The sequence below is a fragment of the Nocardioides sp. HB32 genome (genome assembly GCF_054058995.1).
In genome coordinates this window covers 490468-509687 of the sequence record NZ_JBSSBS010000001.1, presented here as the reverse complement: position 1 = coordinate 509687, position 19220 = coordinate 490468, and the positions used below count along the sequence as shown (strand labels likewise).

Annotated in this window: 21 protein-coding genes and 1 riboswitch; of the genes, 16 read left to right on the top strand and 5 right to left on the bottom strand. The window is 72.8% G+C overall.

The features are described from left to right. Positions 1 to 41: 41 nt before the first annotated feature. The 5 genes from ACVW2K_RS02670 to ACVW2K_RS02650 all read left to right on the top strand — a co-directional run bounded on the left by ACVW2K_RS02670 (position 42) and on the right by ACVW2K_RS02650 (position 6846). On the top strand, positions 42 to 2807 hold the full coding sequence (locus ACVW2K_RS02670) for an ATP-binding protein (RefSeq protein ID WP_457201435.1): 2766 nt from the start codon (positions 42 to 44) through the stop codon (positions 2805 to 2807). 273 nt (positions 2808 to 3080) lie between these two features. Next, positions 3081 to 4001, top strand: coding sequence for a DUF3068 domain-containing protein (locus tag ACVW2K_RS02665; RefSeq protein ID WP_457201434.1), 921 nt, complete (start codon positions 3081 to 3083; stop codon positions 3999 to 4001). Positions 4002 to 4148: 147 nt separating this feature from the next. Beyond that, a riboswitch (cyclic di-AMP (ydaO/yuaA leader) is annotated at positions 4149 to 4303 on the top strand. Between the two features lie 2 nt (positions 4304 to 4305). Next, a complete protein-coding gene (locus ACVW2K_RS02660) occupies positions 4306 to 4644 on the top strand; it encodes a transglycosylase family protein (RefSeq protein ID WP_028638534.1) in 339 nt (112 codons plus the stop codon). A gap of 192 nt (positions 4645 to 4836) precedes the next feature. Beyond that, positions 4837 to 6678 (top strand): phosphoenolpyruvate carboxykinase (GTP), encoded by a 1842-nt coding sequence (locus tag ACVW2K_RS02655; protein ID WP_457201433.1) that lies wholly within the window; start codon positions 4837 to 4839, stop codon positions 6676 to 6678. A gap of 21 nt (positions 6679 to 6699) precedes the next feature. Beyond that, complete coding sequence (locus tag ACVW2K_RS02650; RefSeq protein WP_081790576.1) at positions 6700 to 6846, top strand: DUF1059 domain-containing protein; 147 nt, start codon at positions 6700 to 6702, stop codon at positions 6844 to 6846. A 1-nt stretch (position 6847) separates the two neighbouring features. On the opposite strand, the gene ACVW2K_RS02645 is transcribed toward ACVW2K_RS02650, so the two are convergent. Both ACVW2K_RS02645 and ACVW2K_RS02640 read right to left on the bottom strand, forming a co-directional pair. Next, a complete protein-coding gene (locus ACVW2K_RS02645; RefSeq protein ID WP_457201432.1) occupies positions 6848 to 7858 on the bottom strand; it encodes a LacI family DNA-binding transcriptional regulator in 1011 nt (336 codons plus the stop codon). Positions 7859 to 7881: 23 nt separating this feature from the next. Next, complete coding sequence (locus ACVW2K_RS02640; RefSeq protein ID WP_028638537.1) at positions 7882 to 8088, bottom strand: hypothetical protein; 207 nt, start codon at positions 8086 to 8088, stop codon at positions 7882 to 7884. 151 nt (positions 8089 to 8239) lie between these two features. Between ACVW2K_RS02640 and ACVW2K_RS02635 the strand changes: the two genes are divergently transcribed. Both ACVW2K_RS02635 and ACVW2K_RS02630 read left to right on the top strand, forming a co-directional pair. Then, positions 8240 to 8512, top strand: a complete 273-nt coding sequence (locus ACVW2K_RS02635; RefSeq protein WP_457201431.1) for a hypothetical protein — start codon at positions 8240 to 8242, stop codon at positions 8510 to 8512. A 162-nt stretch (positions 8513 to 8674) separates the two neighbouring features. Then, on the top strand, positions 8675 to 9310 hold the full coding sequence (locus ACVW2K_RS02630) for a cation transporter (RefSeq protein ID WP_457201430.1): 636 nt from the start codon (positions 8675 to 8677) through the stop codon (positions 9308 to 9310). Here ACVW2K_RS02630 and ACVW2K_RS02625 read toward each other — a convergent pair. After that, on the bottom strand, positions 9276 to 9878 hold the full coding sequence (locus ACVW2K_RS02625) for a TetR family transcriptional regulator (RefSeq protein WP_457201429.1): 603 nt from the start codon (positions 9876 to 9878) through the stop codon (positions 9276 to 9278). The genes ACVW2K_RS02630 and ACVW2K_RS02625 overlap by 35 nt on opposite strands. Positions 9879 to 9958: 80 nt before the next feature. Here ACVW2K_RS02625 and ACVW2K_RS02620 point away from each other — a divergent pair, with 80 nt between their 5' ends. Next, positions 9959 to 11353 carry a serine hydrolase domain-containing protein gene (locus tag ACVW2K_RS02620; protein ID WP_457201428.1) on the top strand — a complete coding sequence of 465 codons (1395 nt, stop codon included), beginning with the start codon at positions 9959 to 9961 and terminating at the stop codon, positions 11351 to 11353. 10 nt (positions 11354 to 11363) lie between these two features. On the opposite strand, the gene mftR is transcribed toward ACVW2K_RS02620, so the two are convergent. After that, positions 11364 to 11951: a mycofactocin system transcriptional regulator gene (gene mftR, locus ACVW2K_RS02615; protein ID WP_457201427.1), complete on the bottom strand. Its 588-nt coding sequence runs from the start codon at positions 11949 to 11951 to the stop codon at positions 11364 to 11366. A gap of 74 nt (positions 11952 to 12025) precedes the next feature. Between mftR and mftA the strand changes: the two genes are divergently transcribed. Genes mftA through mftF form a run of 7 tightly spaced genes read left to right on the top strand, consistent with a single transcriptional unit; the run spans position 12026 to position 17521 of the window. Further along, positions 12026 to 12118 carry a mycofactocin precursor MftA gene (gene mftA, locus ACVW2K_RS02610; RefSeq protein WP_081790577.1) on the top strand — a complete coding sequence of 31 codons (93 nt, stop codon included), beginning with the start codon at positions 12026 to 12028 and terminating at the stop codon, positions 12116 to 12118. Continuing rightward, positions 12103 to 12393: a mycofactocin biosynthesis chaperone MftB gene (gene mftB, locus ACVW2K_RS02605; protein WP_457201426.1), complete on the top strand. Its 291-nt coding sequence runs from the start codon at positions 12103 to 12105 to the stop codon at positions 12391 to 12393. Before mftA ends, mftB begins: the two co-directional genes overlap by 16 nt. Continuing rightward, on the top strand, positions 12393 to 13574 hold the full coding sequence (gene mftC, locus ACVW2K_RS02600) for a mycofactocin radical SAM maturase (RefSeq protein ID WP_457201425.1): 1182 nt from the start codon (positions 12393 to 12395) through the stop codon (positions 13572 to 13574). The genes mftB and mftC overlap by 1 nt, the downstream gene beginning before the upstream one ends. Continuing rightward, a complete protein-coding gene (gene mftD / locus ACVW2K_RS02595; RefSeq protein WP_457201424.1) occupies positions 13571 to 14779 on the top strand; it encodes a pre-mycofactocin synthase MftD in 1209 nt (402 codons plus the stop codon). Before mftC ends, mftD begins: the two co-directional genes overlap by 4 nt. Beyond that, on the top strand, positions 14776 to 15408 hold the full coding sequence (mftE, locus tag ACVW2K_RS02590; protein WP_051549435.1) for a mycofactocin biosynthesis peptidyl-dipeptidase MftE: 633 nt from the start codon (positions 14776 to 14778) through the stop codon (positions 15406 to 15408). The genes mftD and mftE overlap by 4 nt, the downstream gene beginning before the upstream one ends. Continuing rightward, the gene (locus ACVW2K_RS02585; RefSeq protein WP_457201423.1) at positions 15405 to 16139 is read left to right on the top strand and encodes a mycofactocin-coupled SDR family oxidoreductase; all 735 of its coding nucleotides are present in this window, start codon (positions 15405 to 15407) and stop codon (positions 16137 to 16139) included. The genes mftE and ACVW2K_RS02585 overlap by 4 nt, the downstream gene beginning before the upstream one ends. Beyond that, the gene (mftF, locus tag ACVW2K_RS02580; protein ID WP_457201422.1) at positions 16136 to 17521 is read left to right on the top strand and encodes a mycofactocin biosynthesis glycosyltransferase MftF; all 1386 of its coding nucleotides are present in this window, start codon (positions 16136 to 16138) and stop codon (positions 17519 to 17521) included. The genes ACVW2K_RS02585 and mftF overlap by 4 nt, the downstream gene beginning before the upstream one ends. On the opposite strand, the gene ACVW2K_RS02575 is transcribed toward mftF, so the two are convergent. Continuing rightward, positions 17406 to 18575: an acyl-CoA dehydrogenase family protein gene (locus ACVW2K_RS02575; protein WP_028638546.1), complete on the bottom strand. Its 1170-nt coding sequence runs from the start codon at positions 18573 to 18575 to the stop codon at positions 17406 to 17408. The two genes, mftF and ACVW2K_RS02575, sit on opposite strands and share 116 nt — an antisense overlap. Positions 18576 to 18617: 42 nt before the next feature. Between ACVW2K_RS02575 and ACVW2K_RS02570 the strand changes: the two genes are divergently transcribed. Beyond that, entirely contained in the window at positions 18618 to 19184 is a 567-nt protein-coding gene (locus ACVW2K_RS02570; protein ID WP_457201421.1) for a TetR/AcrR family transcriptional regulator, read from the top strand. Positions 19185 to 19220: the final 36 nt, after the last annotated feature.

The window sequence follows — 19220 nt, the reverse complement described above, 5'->3', positions numbered from 1 at the left end:
GACGCCCCCCGACGGCAACGAGGGCCTCGCCTGGGGCCGATGTGACCTCCGTGCTCCTCGGCCGCGAGCAGGAACGGTCGGCGCTGGGCGCCCTGCTGTCCGCCGTGCACCAGGGCGAGAGCCGGGTCCTCGTCGTCCGAGGTGACGCCGGGGTCGGCAAGACGGCGCTGCTCGAGCACGTGGTGGAGTCGTCCACCGGCACCCGCCAGCTGCGGGCACAGGGGGTCGAGTCCGAGATGGAGCTGGCCTTCGCCGCGCTGCACCAGCTCTGCGCCCCGCTGCTGGACGGGCTGCCGGACCTGCCGACACCGCAACGGACGGCACTGGAGACGATCTTCGGCCACCGCGCCGGGCCGGCGCCCGACCAGTTCCTCGTCGGGTTGGCGGTGTTGAGCCTCCTCGCCGACGCCGCCTCCGAACGACCGTGCATCTGCCTCGTCGAGGACGCCCAGTGGCTCGACCGGGCCTCGGCTCAGGTGCTCGGCTTCGTCGCGCGGAGGCTGCGCGCCGAGTCGATCCTGATGGTCTTCGTGACACGGGCGCCCGGTGCCGAGCTGCCGGTGCTGGAGGGGCTCCCGCAGATGGAGGTCGCCGGGTTGGGCGACTCCGATGCCAGGGTGCTGCTCGGCTCGATCACCCCGGCGCCGTTGGACCGACGCGTCGTGGACCGGATCGTGGCCGAGGCTCGGGGCAACCCGCTCGCGCTGCTCGAGCTCCCTCGCGGGCCCGCGGCCGAGCAGCTGGTCGGACGGGCCGCGCGGACCACGGCTCGGGCGAGGGAGCCGCTGTCGAGGCGCCTCGAGGAGACCTTTCTCGCGCGCGCGGCGGAGCTGCCGGATCAGGCGCGCCTGCTGATGCTGGTGGCGGCCGCCGAGCCCATGGGGGACGCCGCGCTGCTCTGGCAGGCCGCGAACGAGCTCGACATCGACGGCGGTGCCGGATCGGCCGACGAGTTCAGGGCGCTTCTGACGATCGACGACCGAGTGACCTTCCGGCATCCGCTCGTGCGCTCAGCCGTCTATCAAGGGGCGACGATGGCGGACAGACGTCGCGTCCATCGCGCTATCGCTGAGGTCACCGACCCGCTCGTCGACCCGGATCGCCGGGCGTGGCACCGGGCGTCAGCTGCGACGGGGCCGGACGAGGCCGTGGCCGAGGAGCTCGAGCTCTCGGCGCAGCGTGCGCAGGCCCGCGGTGGCCTCGTGGCCGCTGCCGCCTTCCTCCAACGTTCCGTCGCTCTGACGGAGCAGCCGTCGCTCCGCGTTCGCCGCGCGCGGGCAGCCGCACGGGTCAGCGTGCACGCGGGGGAGTTCGACCTGGCGGCCCGGATGATGACCATCGTCGAGACAGCGGCAACCGACGACGACCAGGTCGCTCATGCGCTGTTGCTGCGTGGGCAGCTGGCCTTTGCCTCCGGCCGGCCCCGTGACTCGATCCGACTCTTCATGTCCGCCGCCGAACAGCTGAAGGAGCTCGACCCGACGGTGGCGCGTGAGACCTACCTGGAGGCCTGGGCTGCCGCCGTCTTCGCCGGAGAGCCGGGCGGGGACACCAGCCTGCTCGCCGTCTCGACGGCGGCGGCTCGACTGCCACAGGTGGCGGATCCCGGACCAGCCGGGATCCTCCTGGAGGGTCTGTCGACCTCGATCACCGAGGGGCGCGTCGCCGCGGCGCCGCTGCTGCGACGAGCCATGAACATCTTCGCCTCGCCCGACCTCTCGGTCGAGGACAGCCTGCGGTGGGGCTGGATGATGGGCAACCCGCCGTCCCTGCTCTGGGACGAGGAGGCCCTGCAGCGGATCCTGCAGCGCCAGGTCGATCTCATGCGGGCCGCCGGTGCGCTGGCCCGGCTCCCTCTCCTGGTGTCGACCATGGCCATCGTGGCTGCCTGGCGAGGTGACTTCGCCGGTGCCGCCGCGGCCAAGGCGGAGGTGGACGCGGTGGTCGAGGCGACCGGGACCCGGATCGCGCCGTACGGCGCCATGCTGGTCGAAGCTCTCCGCGGTCGCACGGAGGAGGCGACGGCGCTCATCGACACCGTCAACGAGCACGGGAGCGCGGTCGGCCATGGCTTTGAGCTGCAGTTCACCCGATGGACAAGGGCTGTCCTCCTCAACGGCGTGGGCAGCTACGAACTGGCGTTCGTCGCCGCGGAGGAGGCAAGCGCGGAGCAGCCGGAGTTGTTCCTCTCCGCCTGGGCGCTCCCGGAGCTGGTGGAGGCGGGAGTGCGATCGGGCCACGACGACGCCGCGAGACAGGCGCTCGCCCGGCTGACCGACGCCGCAACCGCGGCGGAGACGGCTTGGGCGTGGGGGGTCGAAGCGCGGTCCCGGGCCCTGCTCAGCGAGGGTGACGAGGCGGAGAGCTGCTACCGGACGGCGGTCGAGCAGCTGGCGCGGACCCAGCTGCGGCCCGAGCTGGCCCGCGCCCATCTCCTCTACGGCGAGTGGCTGCGTCGGGAGGGCCGGCGGTCGGACGCTCGCGATGCGGTCCGGTCCGCGTACACCATGTTCGACACGATCGGGATGGTGGCGTTCGCCGAGCGTGCCAGGCGCGAGCTGCTGGCCACGGGGGAGAGGGTGCGCCGTCGTACGGAGGAGTCCAGGACCGACCTCACCGCCCAGGAGCAGCAGATCGCCACGCTGGCCGCCGAAGGGCTCACGAACCAGGAGATCGGTGAGCGGCTGTACCTCAGCACGCGCACGATCGAGTGGCACCTGGGAAAGATCTTCACCAAGCTCGGGATCAGGTCGCGCCGCGCCCTGCGTGGGGTCGCGGCGAGTCTGGCGCCACCGGCGCAGGCGTAGCTGCTGGGCCTGCCGGCTTCCGCCGGAGGGGCGCGGAAGCTGCGCACCGGCGACAGGTCACGGTGCGGCCCGAGGGCCGGCTGCGGTCCGCCGACGTGGAGGTGGCCACGAGCGAGCCCGACGGTGACGACCTGCGCCCGGCGCGGCTCGGCGGCGCGCGGGCGATCCTGTTCAGGCGGCTCGGACGCCGGCCCGATGTGCCGGCGCGGGTCCGGCTGTGGTGGACTTGCCCGCTCTCGGACCGCCCCCGTCCGGATACACGGAAGAAGAAGCATGCGCAAGATCGTCGCCCTGGTCCTGGTCGGGCTCGGAGTGTTCCTCGTGGTCGCCGGCATCGTGGCCCGGGCGTGGGCGCCCGGCCAGATCGAGCGGACCCCGCTGGACACCGACAACACGACGTACCTCTCCGGTACCGCGGAGGTGCCGAACGCCGACCTCCAGCTCGAGAAGACCCCGGTCCTGGCGTGGAGCACGAACAAGGCCGACGCCGACGCCTCCGACGAGGACGTCGTCGCGTTCGCGACCTCGCTCTGCCTGGTCCGGGACGCCGACGGCATCGACGGCTGCGTGGACGGCGACGACCCGCGGCTGATCTCCGCCGAGACCGACGTGTTCGCGGCGGACCGGCACACCGGCCTCACGGTCGACGACCCGGAGTACCTGCCGGCGGACGCGCTGCACGAGGAGGGCCTGCAGAACAAGTGGCCGTTCGGTGCCGAGAAGAAGACCTACCCGGTCTGGGACGGCGTGGTCGGCGCCGCCGTCGACGCGACGTACGAGGGCACCGAGGAGATCGACGGCCTCGAGACCTACGTCTACCGTGCGGTCGCGAACGCCGACGGCGTGGACGTCGTCGCGGACCTCCCGGGCAGCTACGCCAGCTCGACCGAGTACTACATCGAGCCGCGCACCGGCGCGATCATCAACCAGGTCATCCACCAGCAGCGCGTCGCCGACGGCGTGGGCACGGTCCTGGACCTGGACCTCGCGTTCACCGCCGGCCAGGTGCAGACCAACGTCGACGACGCCCGCGACAACCTCTCGCTGCTGACCCTGATCGAGACCACCGTCCCGGTCGTCGGTCTCGCTGTCGGCATCCCGCTGGTGCTGGTCGGACTGGGCCTGCTGCTCCTCGGCCGCAGGCGGATCGAGCAGCTCGACCCCGAGCGCGCCCAGGAGCTGAGCGGCGTCTGAGCCGACCGCCTGCTGGCGTGCAGGTGCGGTGAGTCACACCGGCGCGGAGTTGGTCCGCGGCCGGCCGCCTGCCTACCGTCGAGGAGCCCTGCCACCGCGGGGTGACCCTCCGAGCGCGCCGAGTCCTGTCCGGCCGGAGGGTGGTCATCGATGAACACGCTCGGACAGGAGCGGGGGACCCACAGGTTCCACGGGCCGCACCGCGGCCCTCGGGGTGAAGCCACGTGCCGGACGACGGCCGTGACCGGGCAACTCCAGCCCGAACCCGACAGCTCACCTCGCAGGCGCACGGAGGAGCTGTTCCATGCGCATGCGCACCCTCGTGTCGGCCCTTGCCCTCACGGCCACGACCCTCGTCCCCGTCCTTGCCCTCGACGCCCCCGCCCACGCCGCGAGCGGCAGGACCTGGGACCGGCTCGCCCGCTGCGAGTCGGGCGGCAACTGGCACATCAACACCCACAACGGTTACTACGGCGGCCTGCAGATCAGCATCGGCACCTGGCGCGGGTACGGCGGCGGCAAGCTCGCCTCGCTGCCCAGCCGGGCCAGCCGGGCCGAGCAGATCCGGGTCGCCGAGCGGATCAAGCACCACCAGGGGTGGGGCGCCTGGCCCACCTGCTCGCACCGCATCGGCCTGCGCTGAGCCCGGACCGTGGTGGCTCGACCGGGTGACGCTCGTCATGGACCCGGGCCGGCGGCGTGACCCGCACCGTGGGAGCGCCGTTGCAGACGGTGTCAGCGATCGGGACTTCCGTCCCTACCCCGGAGGCGCACCGGTGCGCGATGTTGGGTACGGTGCGAGCACCGGGCGAGCGGACCGAAGGGTGTGCAGTTCATGGTCGACGTGGAGACTGTCCTCGACGAGGCGGGCTTGAAGAATCCGAGGGTGCGCGAGTACGTCGCGCACTGGGCCGAGATCACCGGCGCGGAGCGGGTCGAGGTCGTCAGCGCTGACGACGACGCCCGTCTCGTGCAGGAGGCGCTGGACGTCGGCGAGCTGCAGCCGGCCGGCGAGGGCCTGTACTACTCGCGCAGCTACTTCAAGGACACCGCGCGCTCCGAGGAGCGCACGATCGTCGCGACGAGCAACCCCGCGGACAAGGGCGTCTACAACAACTGGCGGCCCTCCTCGGAGATGAAGCCGATGCTGATCGAGCGGATGCGCGGCGCATCCCGGGGCAAGACGATGTACGTCGTGCCCTACCTGATGGCACCGCCCGGCTCGCCGCTCGAGGCGTACGCCGCCGGCGTCGAGCTCACCGACACGCGGACCGTCGCGCTGCACATGATCCGGATGGCGCGTGTGGGCGCGGAGTACGTCGACAGCCTGGCCGACCCCGACAGCTTCGTGCGCGCGGTGCACGTCACCGGCGACCTGGAGAACCTCGGCCAGGGCACGCCCGACGACCAGCGCTACTTCGTGACGGTCGCCGACGAGCGGACGATCCTGCACTACGGCTCGTCGTACGGCGGCAACGCGCTGCTCGGCAAGATCGCGCACGGCCTGCGGCAGGCCTGCTACGACGGCTGGGCGTCGCGGGAGTTCCTCGCGGAGCAGTTCATGCTGCTCGGCATCGTGGACAACGAGACCGGCAAGAAGTACCACGTCTGCGGGGGGTTCCCGAGCGCCTCGGGCAAGACCAACCTCGCGATGACGCTGGCGCCGGACGCGCTCGGTGACCGCTACACCGTCGAGTTCTACGGCGACGACATCACCTGGCTGTGGGTCAACCCCGAGGACGGCCGGCTCTACGGGATGAACCCGGAGAACGGCGTCTTCGGTGTCGCCAAGGACACCAACGAGAGGACGAACCCGACCGCGCTCGACTCGATCCGGCCGGGCTCCGGCGCGATCTTCACCAACGTCGCGTACAACGCCGACACCCACGAGGTCTGGTGGGAGGGCAAGACCAAGCAGCCGCCGTCCGAGGTCGCCGGCTGGCGCGACTGGAAGGGCCAGCTGATCTCCGAGCGCGAGCCCGGCGACGACTCCCCCTGGGCGCACCCGAACAGCCGCTTCACCACGACGCTCGCGAACGTCCCCAACGTCGCCCGCGACTTCGAGGACCCCGCGGGCGTGCCGATCGACGCGATCATCTTCGGCGGCCGCACCAGCGACCGCGAGCCGCTCGTCCGCGCGATCCACGACCTGGCCGAGGGCGTGTACGACGGCCTCACGCTCGGCGCCGAGGCGACGTTCGCAGCGGAGGGCGTGGACGGCCAGCTGCGCTACGACCCGATGTCGATGCGCCCGTTCATGGCGTACGGCGAGGGCGACTACGCGGCGCACTGGCTGCGGATCCTCGGGCAGGTGTCCGACCTGCCGATCTTCGCGCACGTCAACTGGTTCCAGCGCGATCCCGACGACGGCCACTTCCGCTGGCCCGGCTACCGCGAGAACCTGCGCGCGCTGCTCTGGCTCGTCCAGCTCAAGGCCGGCGAGGTCACCGGTCGCCAGACGCCGGTCGGCGTGCTGCCGACGCCGGAGGAACTGCGCCTCGACGGCATGGAGATCAGCCAGGAGGACCTCGACGTCATCCTGACCATCGACGTCGAGCGCTGGTGCCAGGAGATGGGCTTCCGCGAGGCGCACCTCAAGCAGTTCGACAACCTCCCCGAGGAGATCTGGGAGGCACACCGCCGGGTCGCGGCCGCGCTCGACGCCGAGCGGGGCTAGAACACGTCCTAGTCTGAGTCCATGAAGACCAGGCTGACCTGCCCCTGCGGTGAGGTGATCAGGGCCCAGGACGAGGACGAGCTCGTCGAGCTGACCCAGCAGCACCTCGCCGCCGCGCATCCCGGCATGGAGTACGGCCGCGACGAGATCCTCTTCATCGCGACGTAGCTCACGCGCCGGGTGGTGCGGTGCTCTCCCGGACCACGAGTCCGGTCGGGAGCACGACCGGCTCCGGGTGACCGCCGGCCATCACCGCGGCGATCGCCGCGACGGCGGCGGCGCCCTTGGCCGGGACCTCCTGGCGCACGGTCGTCAGCGGCGGCCGGCTCGCGGCCGCGAGCACGCTGTCGTCGAAGCCGACCACCGAGAGGTCCTCGGGCACGCGCAGCCCCAGGGACTCCGCGGCCCGCACGGTCGCCAGGGCGAACGCGTCGGAGAAGCAGACCACGCCGGTCGGCCGGTCCGGCCGGTCCAGCAGCGCCCGCGCCGCGTCGTACGCCTGCGTCGGCGGGTGGTACGGCGTCGCGACGACCGCCGGGTCGACACCGGCCGCGTCGAGCGCGTCGCGCCAGCCGAGCATCCGCTCGCGGGCCGGGTGGTTGAGCTCGTCCTGCTCGGTGGCCAGCGTCACGATGCCGACCCGGCGGTGGCCGAGGTCGACCAGGTGCTGGGCGGCGAGCCGGGCGCCGCCGCGGTCGTCGACGTTCACCGACGCGATCCCCTCGCGCACGTTGTGGTCGACGACGACCAGCGGCACGTTGCGCCGCTCCAGCCAGGCGATGTCGGGCGAGGTCGGGTCGCAGATGTAGACGAGGACACCGTCCACGGCCACGTCGCGCGCGGGCACGAACTGCTGGTCCGACGACGCGGGCAGCAGCGTCAGTGCCAGGCCGCGCGCGGACAGCTCGTCGGACACCGAGGCGAGGAACGCCGCCGACACGGCGTCCTCGAACGCCTCGCTCAGGCTGCCGTTGATGAGCAGGCCCACCGAGCCGGTGCGGCCACGGGCCAGCGCCCGCGCGGCCGGGTCCGGCCCGACGTACCCGAGCTCGTCGGCCGCGGCCAGGATCTTCGCGCGCAGGTCGGCGGAGAGCTGGTCGGGCCGGGAGAAGGCGTTGGAGACCGTCATCCGGCTGACGCCGACGCGGTCCGCGATCGACTGGAGGGTCACCTTGGCCATGGCAGGGCCAAGGATAGGCACGCTCATGCGCGGCGCGGGCTCCCCGCGGGCTGGGGCTCCACCCACCGGGCGACCGCGTGCAGGACGGCGGCCGACCTGGTCCGGGTGGTGCGCAGGCGGGGCGGGCGCGGCGCCCGGTCGGGGACGACGGGTGCGTCGGGGCGGGCGCTGCCCGCGGTGGCGCGAGCCGCCCGGACGGCCAGGTCGGCGGCGATGGGATCGAATGTCATGGCTCCTCCTCCGGGACTCTCTTGACCGGTACAGTACGCCTTGACTTCTGTACCGGTCAAGTAATCCGGTGGTGACCCGAGGTAACGCTGGGTCGTGCTCGCGACAGGTGGGGGTCGACGGGGGAGCCACACGACAGGGAGGAAAACACCTATGAGCAAGATCCGCCTGACCGCTGCCGCGCTGACCTCGGTCCTCGCCCTCGGCACCACCGCCGCTCCGGCGGTCGCCGACGACGCGGCCGGCTCCTGCGACCAGCAGCAGGCCCAGGTCGACCGCGCGCAGGCGAAGTACGACGCGCTCCAGCAGAAGTTCGCCGAGCACCCGACCCACAAGAACCAGAAGGCCAAGAAGGCTCAGGCCCAGCGGGTCGCCCGTGCGCAGGCGCGCCTCGACAAGTGCGAGGCGGGCTCGACCGAGAGCTGACGGCAGCCGCAGCCACGCGGCGACCGGGCGTCGGCGTCCGCACCCCACCCGGAGGTCGCGGGCGTCGACGCCTTCGTGAGTACGCGCCGACGTACCCAGCGTGTGGTCGGCCGACGCGGGACGCACGGGGCCGCGCGGGCGACCGGTGGCTACGGTGCAGGCGTGAGCGAACCAGCCGACGGCGCAGTCGTGGCAGCGAGCGTCCTGCTACGCCGGGGCCGACTGCTGGAGGGTGCGACCCTCGCCTGGAACGTCATCGGTGTCGTCGTGCTCGCGGTGGCCGCCGTCGAGGCCCGGTCCGTCGCGCTCGCCGGCTTCGGGCTCGACTCGCTGGTGGAGATCGGGGCCAGCGCGGTCGTCCTCTGGGAGCTGTCGGGGACGGGGGAGCAGCGGCAGCGGCGGGCCCTCGGCCTGATCAGGGCGGCGTTCGTCGCGCTGGCGGCCTACCTGGCGGTGCAGAGCCTGGTCGTCCTGCTGTCCGGCTCGCGCCCGGAGCACAGCCCGGCCGGCATCGCGTGGACCGCCCTCACCGGACTGGCGATGTTCGCGCTCGCGGCCGGGAAGCGCCGGGCCGGTCTCGCCCTTCGGAACCCGGTCCTCACCCACGAGGCATCGGTGACGAGCGTGGACGGGCTGCTGGCCGTCGCGGTGCTCGTCGGCCTCGTGCTGAATGCTGCTCTCGGCTGGTGGTGGGCCGACCCCCTCGCCGCCCTGGTGATCGTCTCCTACGCGATCCGGGAGGCGCGCAGCATCACCGCCGACCTCACGCCGGCAGCTGAGCGCGAAGTCCCGCGATGAGGGTCTCCACCCCGAACGCCCAGACGTACTCGTAGTCGGTCACGTCGCTGGCGACCGAGCGCACGAGCGGGAACGACGCAGCCGGGAGCTCGTCGAGCTGGGTCTCGAGGAGCTCGCCCCGCGCGACCATGCTGCGCTCCATCCCGATCATCAGCGCCAGGTACGACGCGGCCTTGATCGCCGCGAAGCCGTTCGCGGCACTGAAGCCGGCCTCGGCGAACGCCGCGAGCCCGATCTCGAAGGACGCGGTCGCCCGCGCACCCTGCACCGGGCGCTGCCGCAGCGCGTGGAAGGCGCCGGGGTGGGTCGCCGCGATGCCGACGACCCCGTCGACGAACCGCCGTACCCACTCGTCCCACGTCACCGGGCCGGTCGGCAGCTTGGCCTCGTCGAGCAGCAGCTCGACGATCCCGTCCGTCACCGCGTCGCGGGTGGGGACGTGGTTGTAGAGGGACGTCACGTGGACCCCCAGCTCGCCCGCGATCTTGCGGAGCGTCACCGCGTCGGGGCCGTCGCGATCGGCGAGCCGGACCGCGGTCCGGAGGATCCGCTCCCGCGTCAGTGCCATCTCCACCCTCGCTGCCTCTTGACAAACCTACGGCGTAGGTTAACGCTTACCTACACCGTAGGTCACCCCCAGGAGGAACCGTGTCGTTCACGCAGGCCGAGCTCGAGAAGAAGCTGGCAGAGCTCATCGACAGTCACCACGTCCCCGGCGCCCAGCTCGCGGTGCTCGACGGCGACGAGATCACCGAGGTGACGGCGGGCGTCCTCAGCATCCGCACCGGCAGCCCGGTCACCACCGACGCGCTGTTCCTGCCGGGGTCCATCGGCAAGCTCTACACGGCCACCCTGGTGCTGATGCTCGTCGACGAGGGGCTGATCGATCTCGACCGTCCGGTGAAGACCTACCTCCCCGACTTCGAGGTCCGCGACGAGCACGCCCGCGACACCGTGACCGTGCGCGACCTGCTGCGGCACGCCAGCGGCTTCGACGGTGACGTCTTCATCGACACCGGCCGCGGCGACGACGCGCTCCCGCGCTACATGAAGGAGATCGTCGACCTGCCGCAGATCTGTGAGCCCGGCAAGATCTGGAGCTACAGCAACAGCGGCTTCTCGATCCTCGGCCGCCTGGTCGAGGTCGTCGCGGATACGGTCTTCGAGACGGCCCTGCGCGACCGGCTGCTCGGCCCGCTCGGCCTGAAGCACTCCGTGGTCTTCCCCGAGGACGCGATCCCGCACCCCCTCTCCGTCGGCCACGAGCCCGACCCGGAGAACCCCGAGGCCCTGCGGGTCAGCGACCCGTGGGGGCTCTACCGGTCGTGCGGGCCGATGGGCGCCTCCCTGGTGGCCAGCGCCGGCGACGTGCTCCGGTTCGCGCTGCTCCACCTGGACGGCGGCGTGGCCGCGGACGGCACCCGCCTGCTCTCCGCCGACATCGTGGCCGCCGCCCAGGAGCCGCAGATCAGGCTGGTCGACGACACCGTGCTCGGCGAGGCCTGGGGGCTGGGCTGGATCCTGGACCGCTTCGGTGACGTGCAGGTGATCGGGCACGACGGCAACTCGCTCGGCCAGAACGCGTTCATGCGGGTCGCCCCCGAGCAGCGGTTCGGCTTCTGCCTGCAGACCAACGTGGAGAGCGCGCTGTCGATGTACCGCGAGCTGGCCGGCTGGCTGTTCCAGGAGCGGCTCGGCGTCGAGCCGCGCCAGGACCCCGAGCGCCTCGCGTCGACCGTCGTCCCCGACCCGTGCCGCTACGTCGGCACCTACCAGCGCTCCGGCCTGGTCTTCGACATCGTCGCGGCCGCGGACGGCTCCCTGGTCGCGAGCATCAAGGCCTCGCACGCCGCCGCCGAGATGCAGAACCTCCCGCCGATGGAGGAGCTGCCGCTCGTCCCGGTGGCGGTGGACGACTCCTTCCTGCTCAAGCTGCCGATCGCCGACAGCGAGCTGCTCGCTGTCTTCTTCAACCCCGACGACGGGTCGGCCGCTCCGTCGTACCTGCACTTCGGCGGTCGGGCCCACAAGCGGGTCGGCTGAGGGTACGGCCTCAGGCTCGCGGGTCGGCGACGTAGTCGCGCAACCCGGACATCGCGTCGTCGAGCAGGACGGCGAGGTCGGCGTCCGGGTCCGCGAGCCAGCCCTCGTAGGCCGAGAGGGCCAGCGCGAGGGACACGTTGCCGACCGTGCGCGGCAGCAGGTCGTCCGGGGAGCGGCCGAGGCTGGCCGCGACGTGCTCGGCGATCACGGCCCGCCACGCGGCGTACCGGAGCACGGAGTGGGCCTGGAGGGCGGGGGTCTCCAGGATCAGCCGCATCCGCTCCCGATGGCTCGGTCGCGCGTCGGGCGGGAACTCGTTGAACCGCTGCACGGCGCGGTGCACCGCCACGTGCAGGGGGAGCTCCCGGGGCATCTCCGCGAGGATCGCCCGGAAGCCGTCCAGGGTGCGGTCGAACTGGCCCCACGGGATGTCGTTCTTCGAGTCGAAGTAGCGGAACAGGGTGCGCCGGCCGACGCCGACCCCGGCCGCGATGTCGGCCATCGTCACGTCGTCGAAACCGCGCTCGGCGAACAGCCGGAAGGCCACCCGCTCGATCTCCGCGTGGCTGGTCGCGACCGGGCGACCGCGACTGCTCATGCCTCGACCCTATCTTTGTGGCGCTGGGTGCCATTAGTGTGGCCGGCACCACATCCGATGTCGAGGAGGCTGCCATGGACCCGGACCGGGAGAACCAGAACGACGAGCTCGTCGCCGAGGACCTGATCGAGGAGGTCTCGATCGACGGCATGTGCGGCGTCTACTGAGATGGACCTCGACGAGCCCTGGGCGCTGTCGCCGTCGGTGGCGCTGCGCCCGGAGCCGTTCGGGGGCGCTGGCCTACCACTTCGGGAACCGGAAGCTGATCTTCCTCAAGCGCCCCGAGCTGGTCGCCGTCGTCCGCGGGCTCGGGGCCGTCGGCGGTGATGGATCGGTCCGGTCGGCCCTGGTGGCCGCGGGTGTCCCGGAGGCCGGGTGGCCGGCGTACCTCGCCGCGCTCGAGGGCCTCGCCGCCTCCGACATGATCGCCAGGGTGGCCTGATGAAGCTGGTCGAGCACTTCGAGTCGGGGCTGGACGCACCCATCTGCCTGACCTGGGAGCTGACCTATGCGTGCAACCTCGAGTGCGCGCACTGCCTCTCCTCGTCGGGCCGGCGTGACCCGCGCGAGCTGACCACCGAGCAGTGCGAGGCGGTCATCGACGAGCTCCAGCGGATGCAGGTGTTCTACGTGAACATCGGCGGCGGCGAGCCGACGATCCGGCCGGACTTCTGGCACCTGCTCGAGTACGCCGTCGACCACCAGGTCGGCGTGAAGTTCTCGACCAACGGCGTGCGGATCACCCCCGAGCGCGCCGCGTTCCTGGCCTCTCCCGCGTGCGGGGGCTACGTCGACGTGCAGATCTCGCTCGACGGCGCGACGGCCGAGGTCAACGACTACGTGCGCGGTCCGGGGTCCTACGACACCGCGATCACGGCGCTGCGGAACCTGCGCGACGCGGGCTTCACGGACGCGAAGATCAGCGTGGTCTGCACGCGCCAGAACATCGGCCAGCTGGACGAGTTCCAGGCGCTCGCGGACGAGTACGGCGCCATCCTGCGCCTGACCCGGCTCCGCCCGTCGGGTCGTGGCGCCGACGTGTGGGACGAGCTGCACCCGCTCCCGGAGCAGCAGCGCGAGCTCTACGACTGGCTGAGAGGTCGGGGCGAGGGCGTACTGACCGGCGACTCGTTCTTCCACCTGGCAGGGTTCGGTGAGTCGCTGCCGGGGCTCAACCTCTGCGGCGCGGGCCGCGTGGTCTGCCTGATCGACCCGGTGGGCGACGTGTACGCCTGCCCGTTCGCGATCCACGACAACTTCCTCGCCGGCAACCTGCTGACCGGCGGTGGGTTCCAGCAGGTCTGGCAGCACTCGCCGCTGTTCGAGGACCTCCGCTCGCCGCAGACCGGCGGTGCCTGCACGCAGTGCGCGCACTACGACGCCTGCCGGGGTGGCTGCATGGCCGCGAAGTTCTTCACGGGCCTGCCGCTCGACGGCCCGGATCCCGAGTGCGTCCAGGGGTACGGCGAGGCTGCTCTCGCCGGGAGCAGGACGATCCCGGCCGCGTCGCAGGACCACTCCAAGGCCGCGCCGACGCGCAACCAGCCGGTGATGCTGAAGCTGATGACCCGTCCGCCGGTCAGCGACTGCGCCGAGAGCCCCCTCGCCGGATGGACGCCGTGACCCGGCCGTCCTGGGCAGAGAACCCCTGGCGGCAGAACCCCTGGTTCGAGTCGGTCGCGGTCGCGCAGCGCCGGGCGCAGAAGCGGCTGCCGTCCCCGGTGTACGCCGCGCTGCTTGCCGGCTCCGAGCGCGGCCAGACCGTCCGCGACAACCAGGCTGCGTTCACGGAGCTCGGGCTGCTCCCGCACGTCGCCGGCCAGCACGCCGAGCGGTCGATGACGCGGACGGTGCTCGGCCAGGAGGTCGCGCTGCCGGTGCTGATCTCGCCCACCGGCGTCCAGGCGGTGCACCCGGACGGCGAGGTCGCCGTGGCGCGCGCGGCAAACAACCGCGGGACGCTGATGTGCCTGTCGAACTTCGCGTCCAAGCCGGTCGAGGAGGTCGTCGAGGCCTGCCCGCGCACGCTGTTCCAGATGTACTGGACCGGCGACCGGGACGTGATGGTCCAGCGGATGCAGCGGGCCCAGAAGGCCGGCGCGGTCGGTCTGATCGCCACGTTGGACTGGTCGTTCTCGATGGGCCGCGACTGGGGCAGCCCCGAGATCCCCGAGAAGGTCGACCTCAAGACGATGGTGCGGATGGCGCCCAAGGTCGCCACGAAGCCGCGCTGGCTCTACGAGTTCGGCCGCACCGGGCACATCCCGGACCTGACCGCGCCCAACCTCGCGCCGCCCAACGGTCCCGCGCCGACGTTCTTCGGTGCGTACTACGAGTGGATGACCACGCCGCCGCCGTCGTGGGCGGACGTGGCCTGGATGCGGGAGCAGTGGGGCCGGATCAGCGGGACGCCGTTCCAGCTCAAGGGTGTCGCCCGGGTCGACGACGCCAAGCGGGCGGTCGACGCGGGAGTGGACGCGATCTCGGTGTCCAACCACGGCGGCAACAACCTGGACGGCACCCCGGCCGCGATCCGGCTGCTGCACCCGATCGCGACCGCGGTCGGTGACCAGGTCGAGGTGCTCCTCGACGGCGGCGTACGCCGCGGCTCGGACGTCGTGAAGGCGCTCGCGCTGGGCGCCCGGGCGGTGCTCATCGGACGGGCCTACCTGTGGGGGCTGGCCGCGAACGGCCAGGCGGGCGTGGAGAACGTGCTCGACATCCTCCACGGCGGCATCGACTCCGCGCTGCTCGGTCTGGGCATCTCCTCGATCGACGAGCTGTCGCCCGAGTCGCTGCTGGTGCCCGACGGCTTCCACGTCCCATGAGCTCGCTCGCCCGGGCCATCTCGGCCGAGACCGCCGGCGCCGGGCTGGTCCTGGTGCCGCTCGGCTCGACCGAGCAGCACGGCCCCCACCTGCCGCTGGACACCGACACCGTGATCGCCACCGCGGTCGCCCACGAGGTCGGCGCCGCGCTCGACGCGTGGGTGGCGCCGCCGGTCGCCTACGGCTCCAGCGGCGAGCACCAGTCCTTCCCCGGCACGGCGTCGGTCGGCACCGAGGCGCTCACCCACGTGCTCGTCGAGCTCGTCCGCTCGCTGCGCACCTGGGCGTCCCGGGTCGTTATCGTCAACGCCCACGGGGGCAACGTCGCCGCGCTCACCGCCTCGGACGAGATCGAGTGGGTGGCCTGCGCGACCGAGGCGCATGACCTCCACGCCGGCATCACCGAGACCTCGCTGATGCTCCACCTGCGTCCGGAGTCCGTGCGGCTCGACGCCGCCGAGCCCGGGAACACCCAGCCGTTGAGCGAGATTCTCCCCGCGATGCTGGCCGGCGGCGTGGCCGCGGTGTCCCCGAACGGGGTGCTCGGCGACCCGGCCGGCGCGACGCCCGAGGAAGGTGCACGCGTGCTGCGGCACATGGTCGCGGAGATCGTGGAGCGGCTGACATGACCCGTCCGAGCAGGGTCGCGCTCGTCACAGGGGCCGCCGGCGGCATCGGGTCGGCGACCGTCAGAGCCCTTGCTGCACAGGGGTACGGCGTCGTCGGCCTCGACCTCCGCGAGGCTCCGGAAGCGGAGAACGCCGTGCACGTCGTCGGCGACGTCCGCGACCGCGAGGCCCAGCAGCACGCGGTGGACCTCGCCCTCGAGCGGTGGGGCCGCCTCGACGCCGCGGTCGCGGCGGCCGCGGTCATCGCCGGCGGCCACCCGCTCTGGGAGGCGCCCGACGGTGAGCTCACCGACCTGCTCGAGGTCGACGTCCGTGGGGTCTGGAACACCGCGGCCACCGCCGTACCCGCCATGCTCGACGGCCCGGACCCGAGCGGCTGCCGGTTCGTCGCCGTGGCCTCGGCTGCGGGCAGCTACGGGCTCTACCACCTTGCGGCCTACTCCACCGCCAAGCACGCGGTCGTCGGTCTCGCGAAGGGGCTGGCTGCCGACCTGACCGCCACCGGCGTCACCGCGGTCGCGGTCTCGCCCGGCTCGACGCGCACCGACATGCTCGACGCCACCGCCGAGCTCTACGGCATCCCCGACCCGGTCGTCTTCACCTCGCACCAGCTGCTCCGCCGGCTGCTGGACCCCGAGGAGGTCGCGGCCACGATCGCCTTCTGCTGCTCGGTCGAGGGCGGGGTGCTCAACGGCAGCGTGGTGCACGCGGACGGCGGCTTCCGCCCGTGAGGGCCCGGCTCAAGCCCGGCGTCCGCCGCGGCGACGTGCTGGTCGGCGGGTCGCCGATGCGGGTGGTGCGGCTCCGTCCCGGCGCCCTCTCCGACGGCATCGCCGATGGTGCCCTCGCGCGGCGGCTGCTCGACGGCAACCTCGCCGACCCGGTGCTCGACGACGTCCCGCCGCTCGACCCGGCCGAGCTCACCGTCGTCCTGCCGGTGCACGGCCGCGCCGACGAGCTGGACCGCGCGCTCGCGGCGCTGGAGCCCCTGAGCTGCCTAGTGGTCGACGATGCGTCACCAGTTCCGCTGGCGCCCGGCGCCCCTCATGTCGAGGTCATCCGGCTGGAGGACAACGTGGGGCCGGCGGGCGCCCGGAACGCGGGGCTGGCCAAGGTGAGCACGCCGTACGTCGCGTTCGTCGACTGCGACGTCACCGTCTCCCCGGACACGCTGCTGCGGCTCGGCCGGCACTTCGCCGACGAGCGGGTCGCGCTCGTGGCGCCACGGATCGAGGGCCGCGCCCGCTCCGCGCACCCGCGCTGGTTCGAGCGGTACGAGGAACGGGCCGCGTCGCTCGACCTGGGCGGCGTCGCGTGCTCGGTGCGCCCGGGCGCCGCGGTCGGCTGGCTGCCGAGCGCCTGCCTGGTCGGGCGGACCGACCTGCTCGGCGCCGGGTTCGACGAGACCATGCGGGTCGGCGAGGACGTCGACCTGGTCTGGCGGCTCGTCGACGAGGGCCTGGTCGTCCGCTACGAGCCGAGCGAGGTCGCCCACCACGACGTGCGACGGACCCTGCGTGCGTGGCTGGGCCGCAAGTACGTCTACGGCACCGGCGGCGCCCCGCTGGCCGAGCGGCACGGCGACAAGGGCGCGGTCGCCGTGCTGTCGCCCGCCATGGGCCTCGGCGCGGCCGCCCTGCTGGCGCGGCGCCGGTGGTCGGTCCCGGTCGCGCTGCTCTGCGCCGGCCGAGGGGTGCAGGTGCTGCGCCGCACGCTGCCCGACGTGCCCGACCGGGACCGGATCGCCGTGGGCCTGTCGGCGCGCGGGCTCTGGTGGTCGCTGCGCCAGGAGTCCGCCCTGCTGCTGCGGCACTGGTGGCCGCCGGTCGCGGTGGCCGCGGTGCTCTCGAGGCCGGTACGCCGCGCCGTCGTCAGCGCGCTGCTGGTCGACGTCGTCGTGAGCAGCGGCTCGGGCGTCGCCGGTCGCCGACTGGACGACCTCGCCTACGGGGCCGGGCTGTGGTCGGGCGTGCTCCGCAGCCGGTCGCTCCGAGCCGTCAGCGTGCGAGGTGCAGGGGCGCGCCGCTCGCGCGGTCCAGCGAGCGGCCGATCACGAGCCGCTGGATCTGGTTGGTCCCCTCGAAGATCTGCATCACCTTCGCCTCGCGCATGAACCGCTCGACGGGGAAGTCGCGCGTGTAGCCGTAGCCGCCGAGCACCTGGACGGCGTCGGTCGTGACCTTCATGGCGTTGTCGGTGGCGACCAGCTTCGCGATCGACGCCTCGCGGCCGTACGGCAGGCCCTGGTCCTTGAGACGCGCGGCGTGCAGCAGCATCGCGCGGGCGGACTGGATCGCGGCCTCCATGTCGGCCAGCACGAACGCCAGGCCCTGGTGGTCGATGATCCGCTCGCCGAACGTCTCCCGCTCCCGGGCGTAGGCGACCGCGTGGTCGAGGGCGCCCTGCGCGAGCCCGGTGGCCACGGCGGCAATCCCGAGCCGCCCGGCGTCGAGGCCGGCGAGCGCGATCTTCAGGCCCTGGCCCTCCTCGCCGAGCATCCGGTCGGCCGCGACCCGGACGCCGTCGAAGCGCATCGTCGCGGTCGCCGAGCCGGTCAGGCCCATCTTGTGCTCGGGCGGGTCCGCGACCAGGCCCTCCGCGTCGGCCGGGACGAGGAAGCAGGAGATGTCGTTGCGGCCGTCACCGGTGCGGGCCATCACCTTGTAGAAGTCGGCGTGCCCGCCGTGCGTCGTCCACGCCTTCGCGCCGGAGATCACCCACTCGTCGCCGTCGCGGCGGCCGCGGGTGCGCATCGCGGCCGGGTCCGAGCCGGCGTGCGGCTCGGAGAGGCAGTACGCGCCGAGCAGCTCGCCGCCCAGCATCTCGGGGAGCCAGCGCTGTCGCTGCTCCTCCGTGCCGGCGGTCGCCAGGCCGAAGCAGGAGAGCGCGTGCACGGAGACACCGACGCCGACCGACGCCCACACGGCGCCGATCTCCTCCAGCACCTGGAGGTAGACCTCGTACGGCTGGCCGCCGCCGCCGTACTCCTCGGCGTAGGGGAGGCTGAGCAGGCCCGCTCGGCCCAGGGTGCGGAACACCTCGCGCGGGAACGTCTCGGTGCGCTCGGCATCGGCGACGAGCGGCGCGAGCTCGCGGGTGGCGAGGTCGCGGACCAGGCCGATCAGGTCGACGGCCTCGTCGGTGGGCAGCAGGCGGGACGCGGGCATGAGTACCACAGTACGCCGATCTGGTACTGATAGCGTCATCGCGTGCCGCCGCCCCGCCACCAGCTCCTCGACGAGCTGATCGAGCTGTTCCTCGCCGAGGGGTTCCTGGAGCTCGGCGTCGGTGACCTGGCGGCGCGGCTGCGCTGCTCGCGCACGACGATCTACCAGGTCGCGCCGAGCAAGGAGGAGATCGTGCTGACCGCGGTCCGTGGCTTCTTCCGCCGCGCGACCGAGCGGATCGAGGCGCAGGTGGAGGGCGAGCCCGACCCGGGCGCGCGGCTGTCGGTCTACCTGGTCGCGGTGGCTGCCGAGCTGGCGCCGGCCTCCGAGCGGTTCTACGCCGACCTCCAGGCGTACGCGCCGGCGGCCGGCATCTACGAGGCCAACACCCGGCTGGCCGCGCGCCGGGTCCAGGACCTGGTCACCGCCGGGGTCGCCGCCGGGGCGCTGCGGCCGGTCGACGCGACCTTCGTGGGTGCCGCGGTCGCGCAGGTGATGACCGCGATCCAGGGCGGCGCGATCGCGTCGGCGTCCGGTCTGGCCGATGCGGCGGCGTACCGCGCCCTCGCCGACCTGGTCGTCCACGGTGTGGGCGGGACCACTGCCTGAGCACCTCCCGGGGGCCGGTCGCCGGCTGAGAGAGTG

What these genes read in the sequence shown, in the direction of transcription:
- mftE (WP_051549435.1), top strand. Translation starts at nt 14,776, where the DNA reads ATGAGCTCGCTCGCCCGGGCCATCTCGGCCGAGACCGCCGGCGCCGGG.
- mftR (WP_457201427.1), bottom strand. Translation starts at nt 11,951, where the DNA reads ATGAGCAGTCGCGGTCGCCCGGTCGCGACCAGCCACGCGGAGATCGAG.
- ACVW2K_RS02625 (WP_457201429.1), bottom strand. Translation starts at nt 9,878, where the DNA reads ATGGCACTGACGCGGGAGCGGATCCTCCGGACCGCGGTCCGGCTCGCC.
- ACVW2K_RS02665 (WP_457201434.1), top strand. Translation starts at nt 3,081, where the DNA reads ATGCGCAAGATCGTCGCCCTGGTCCTGGTCGGGCTCGGAGTGTTCCTC.
- ACVW2K_RS02660 (WP_028638534.1), top strand. Translation starts at nt 4,306, where the DNA reads ATGCGCATGCGCACCCTCGTGTCGGCCCTTGCCCTCACGGCCACGACC.
- ACVW2K_RS02585 (WP_457201423.1), top strand. Translation starts at nt 15,405, where the DNA reads ATGACCCGTCCGAGCAGGGTCGCGCTCGTCACAGGGGCCGCCGGCGGC.
- ACVW2K_RS02655 (WP_457201433.1), top strand. Translation starts at nt 4,837, where the DNA reads ATGGTCGACGTGGAGACTGTCCTCGACGAGGCGGGCTTGAAGAATCCG.
- ACVW2K_RS02635 (WP_457201431.1), top strand. Translation starts at nt 8,240, where the DNA reads ATGAGCAAGATCCGCCTGACCGCTGCCGCGCTGACCTCGGTCCTCGCC.
- ACVW2K_RS02645 (WP_457201432.1), bottom strand. Translation starts at nt 7,858, where the DNA reads ATGGCCAAGGTGACCCTCCAGTCGATCGCGGACCGCGTCGGCGTCAGC.
- ACVW2K_RS02575 (WP_028638546.1), bottom strand. Translation starts at nt 18,575, where the DNA reads ATGCCCGCGTCCCGCCTGCTGCCCACCGACGAGGCCGTCGACCTGATC.
- mftA (WP_081790577.1), top strand. Translation starts at nt 12,026, where the DNA reads ATGGACCCGGACCGGGAGAACCAGAACGACGAGCTCGTCGCCGAGGAC.
- mftC (WP_457201425.1), top strand. Translation starts at nt 12,393, where the DNA reads ATGAAGCTGGTCGAGCACTTCGAGTCGGGGCTGGACGCACCCATCTGC.
- ACVW2K_RS02650 (WP_081790576.1), top strand. Translation starts at nt 6,700, where the DNA reads ATGAAGACCAGGCTGACCTGCCCCTGCGGTGAGGTGATCAGGGCCCAG.
- ACVW2K_RS02640 (WP_028638537.1), bottom strand. Translation starts at nt 8,088, where the DNA reads ATGACATTCGATCCCATCGCCGCCGACCTGGCCGTCCGGGCGGCTCGC.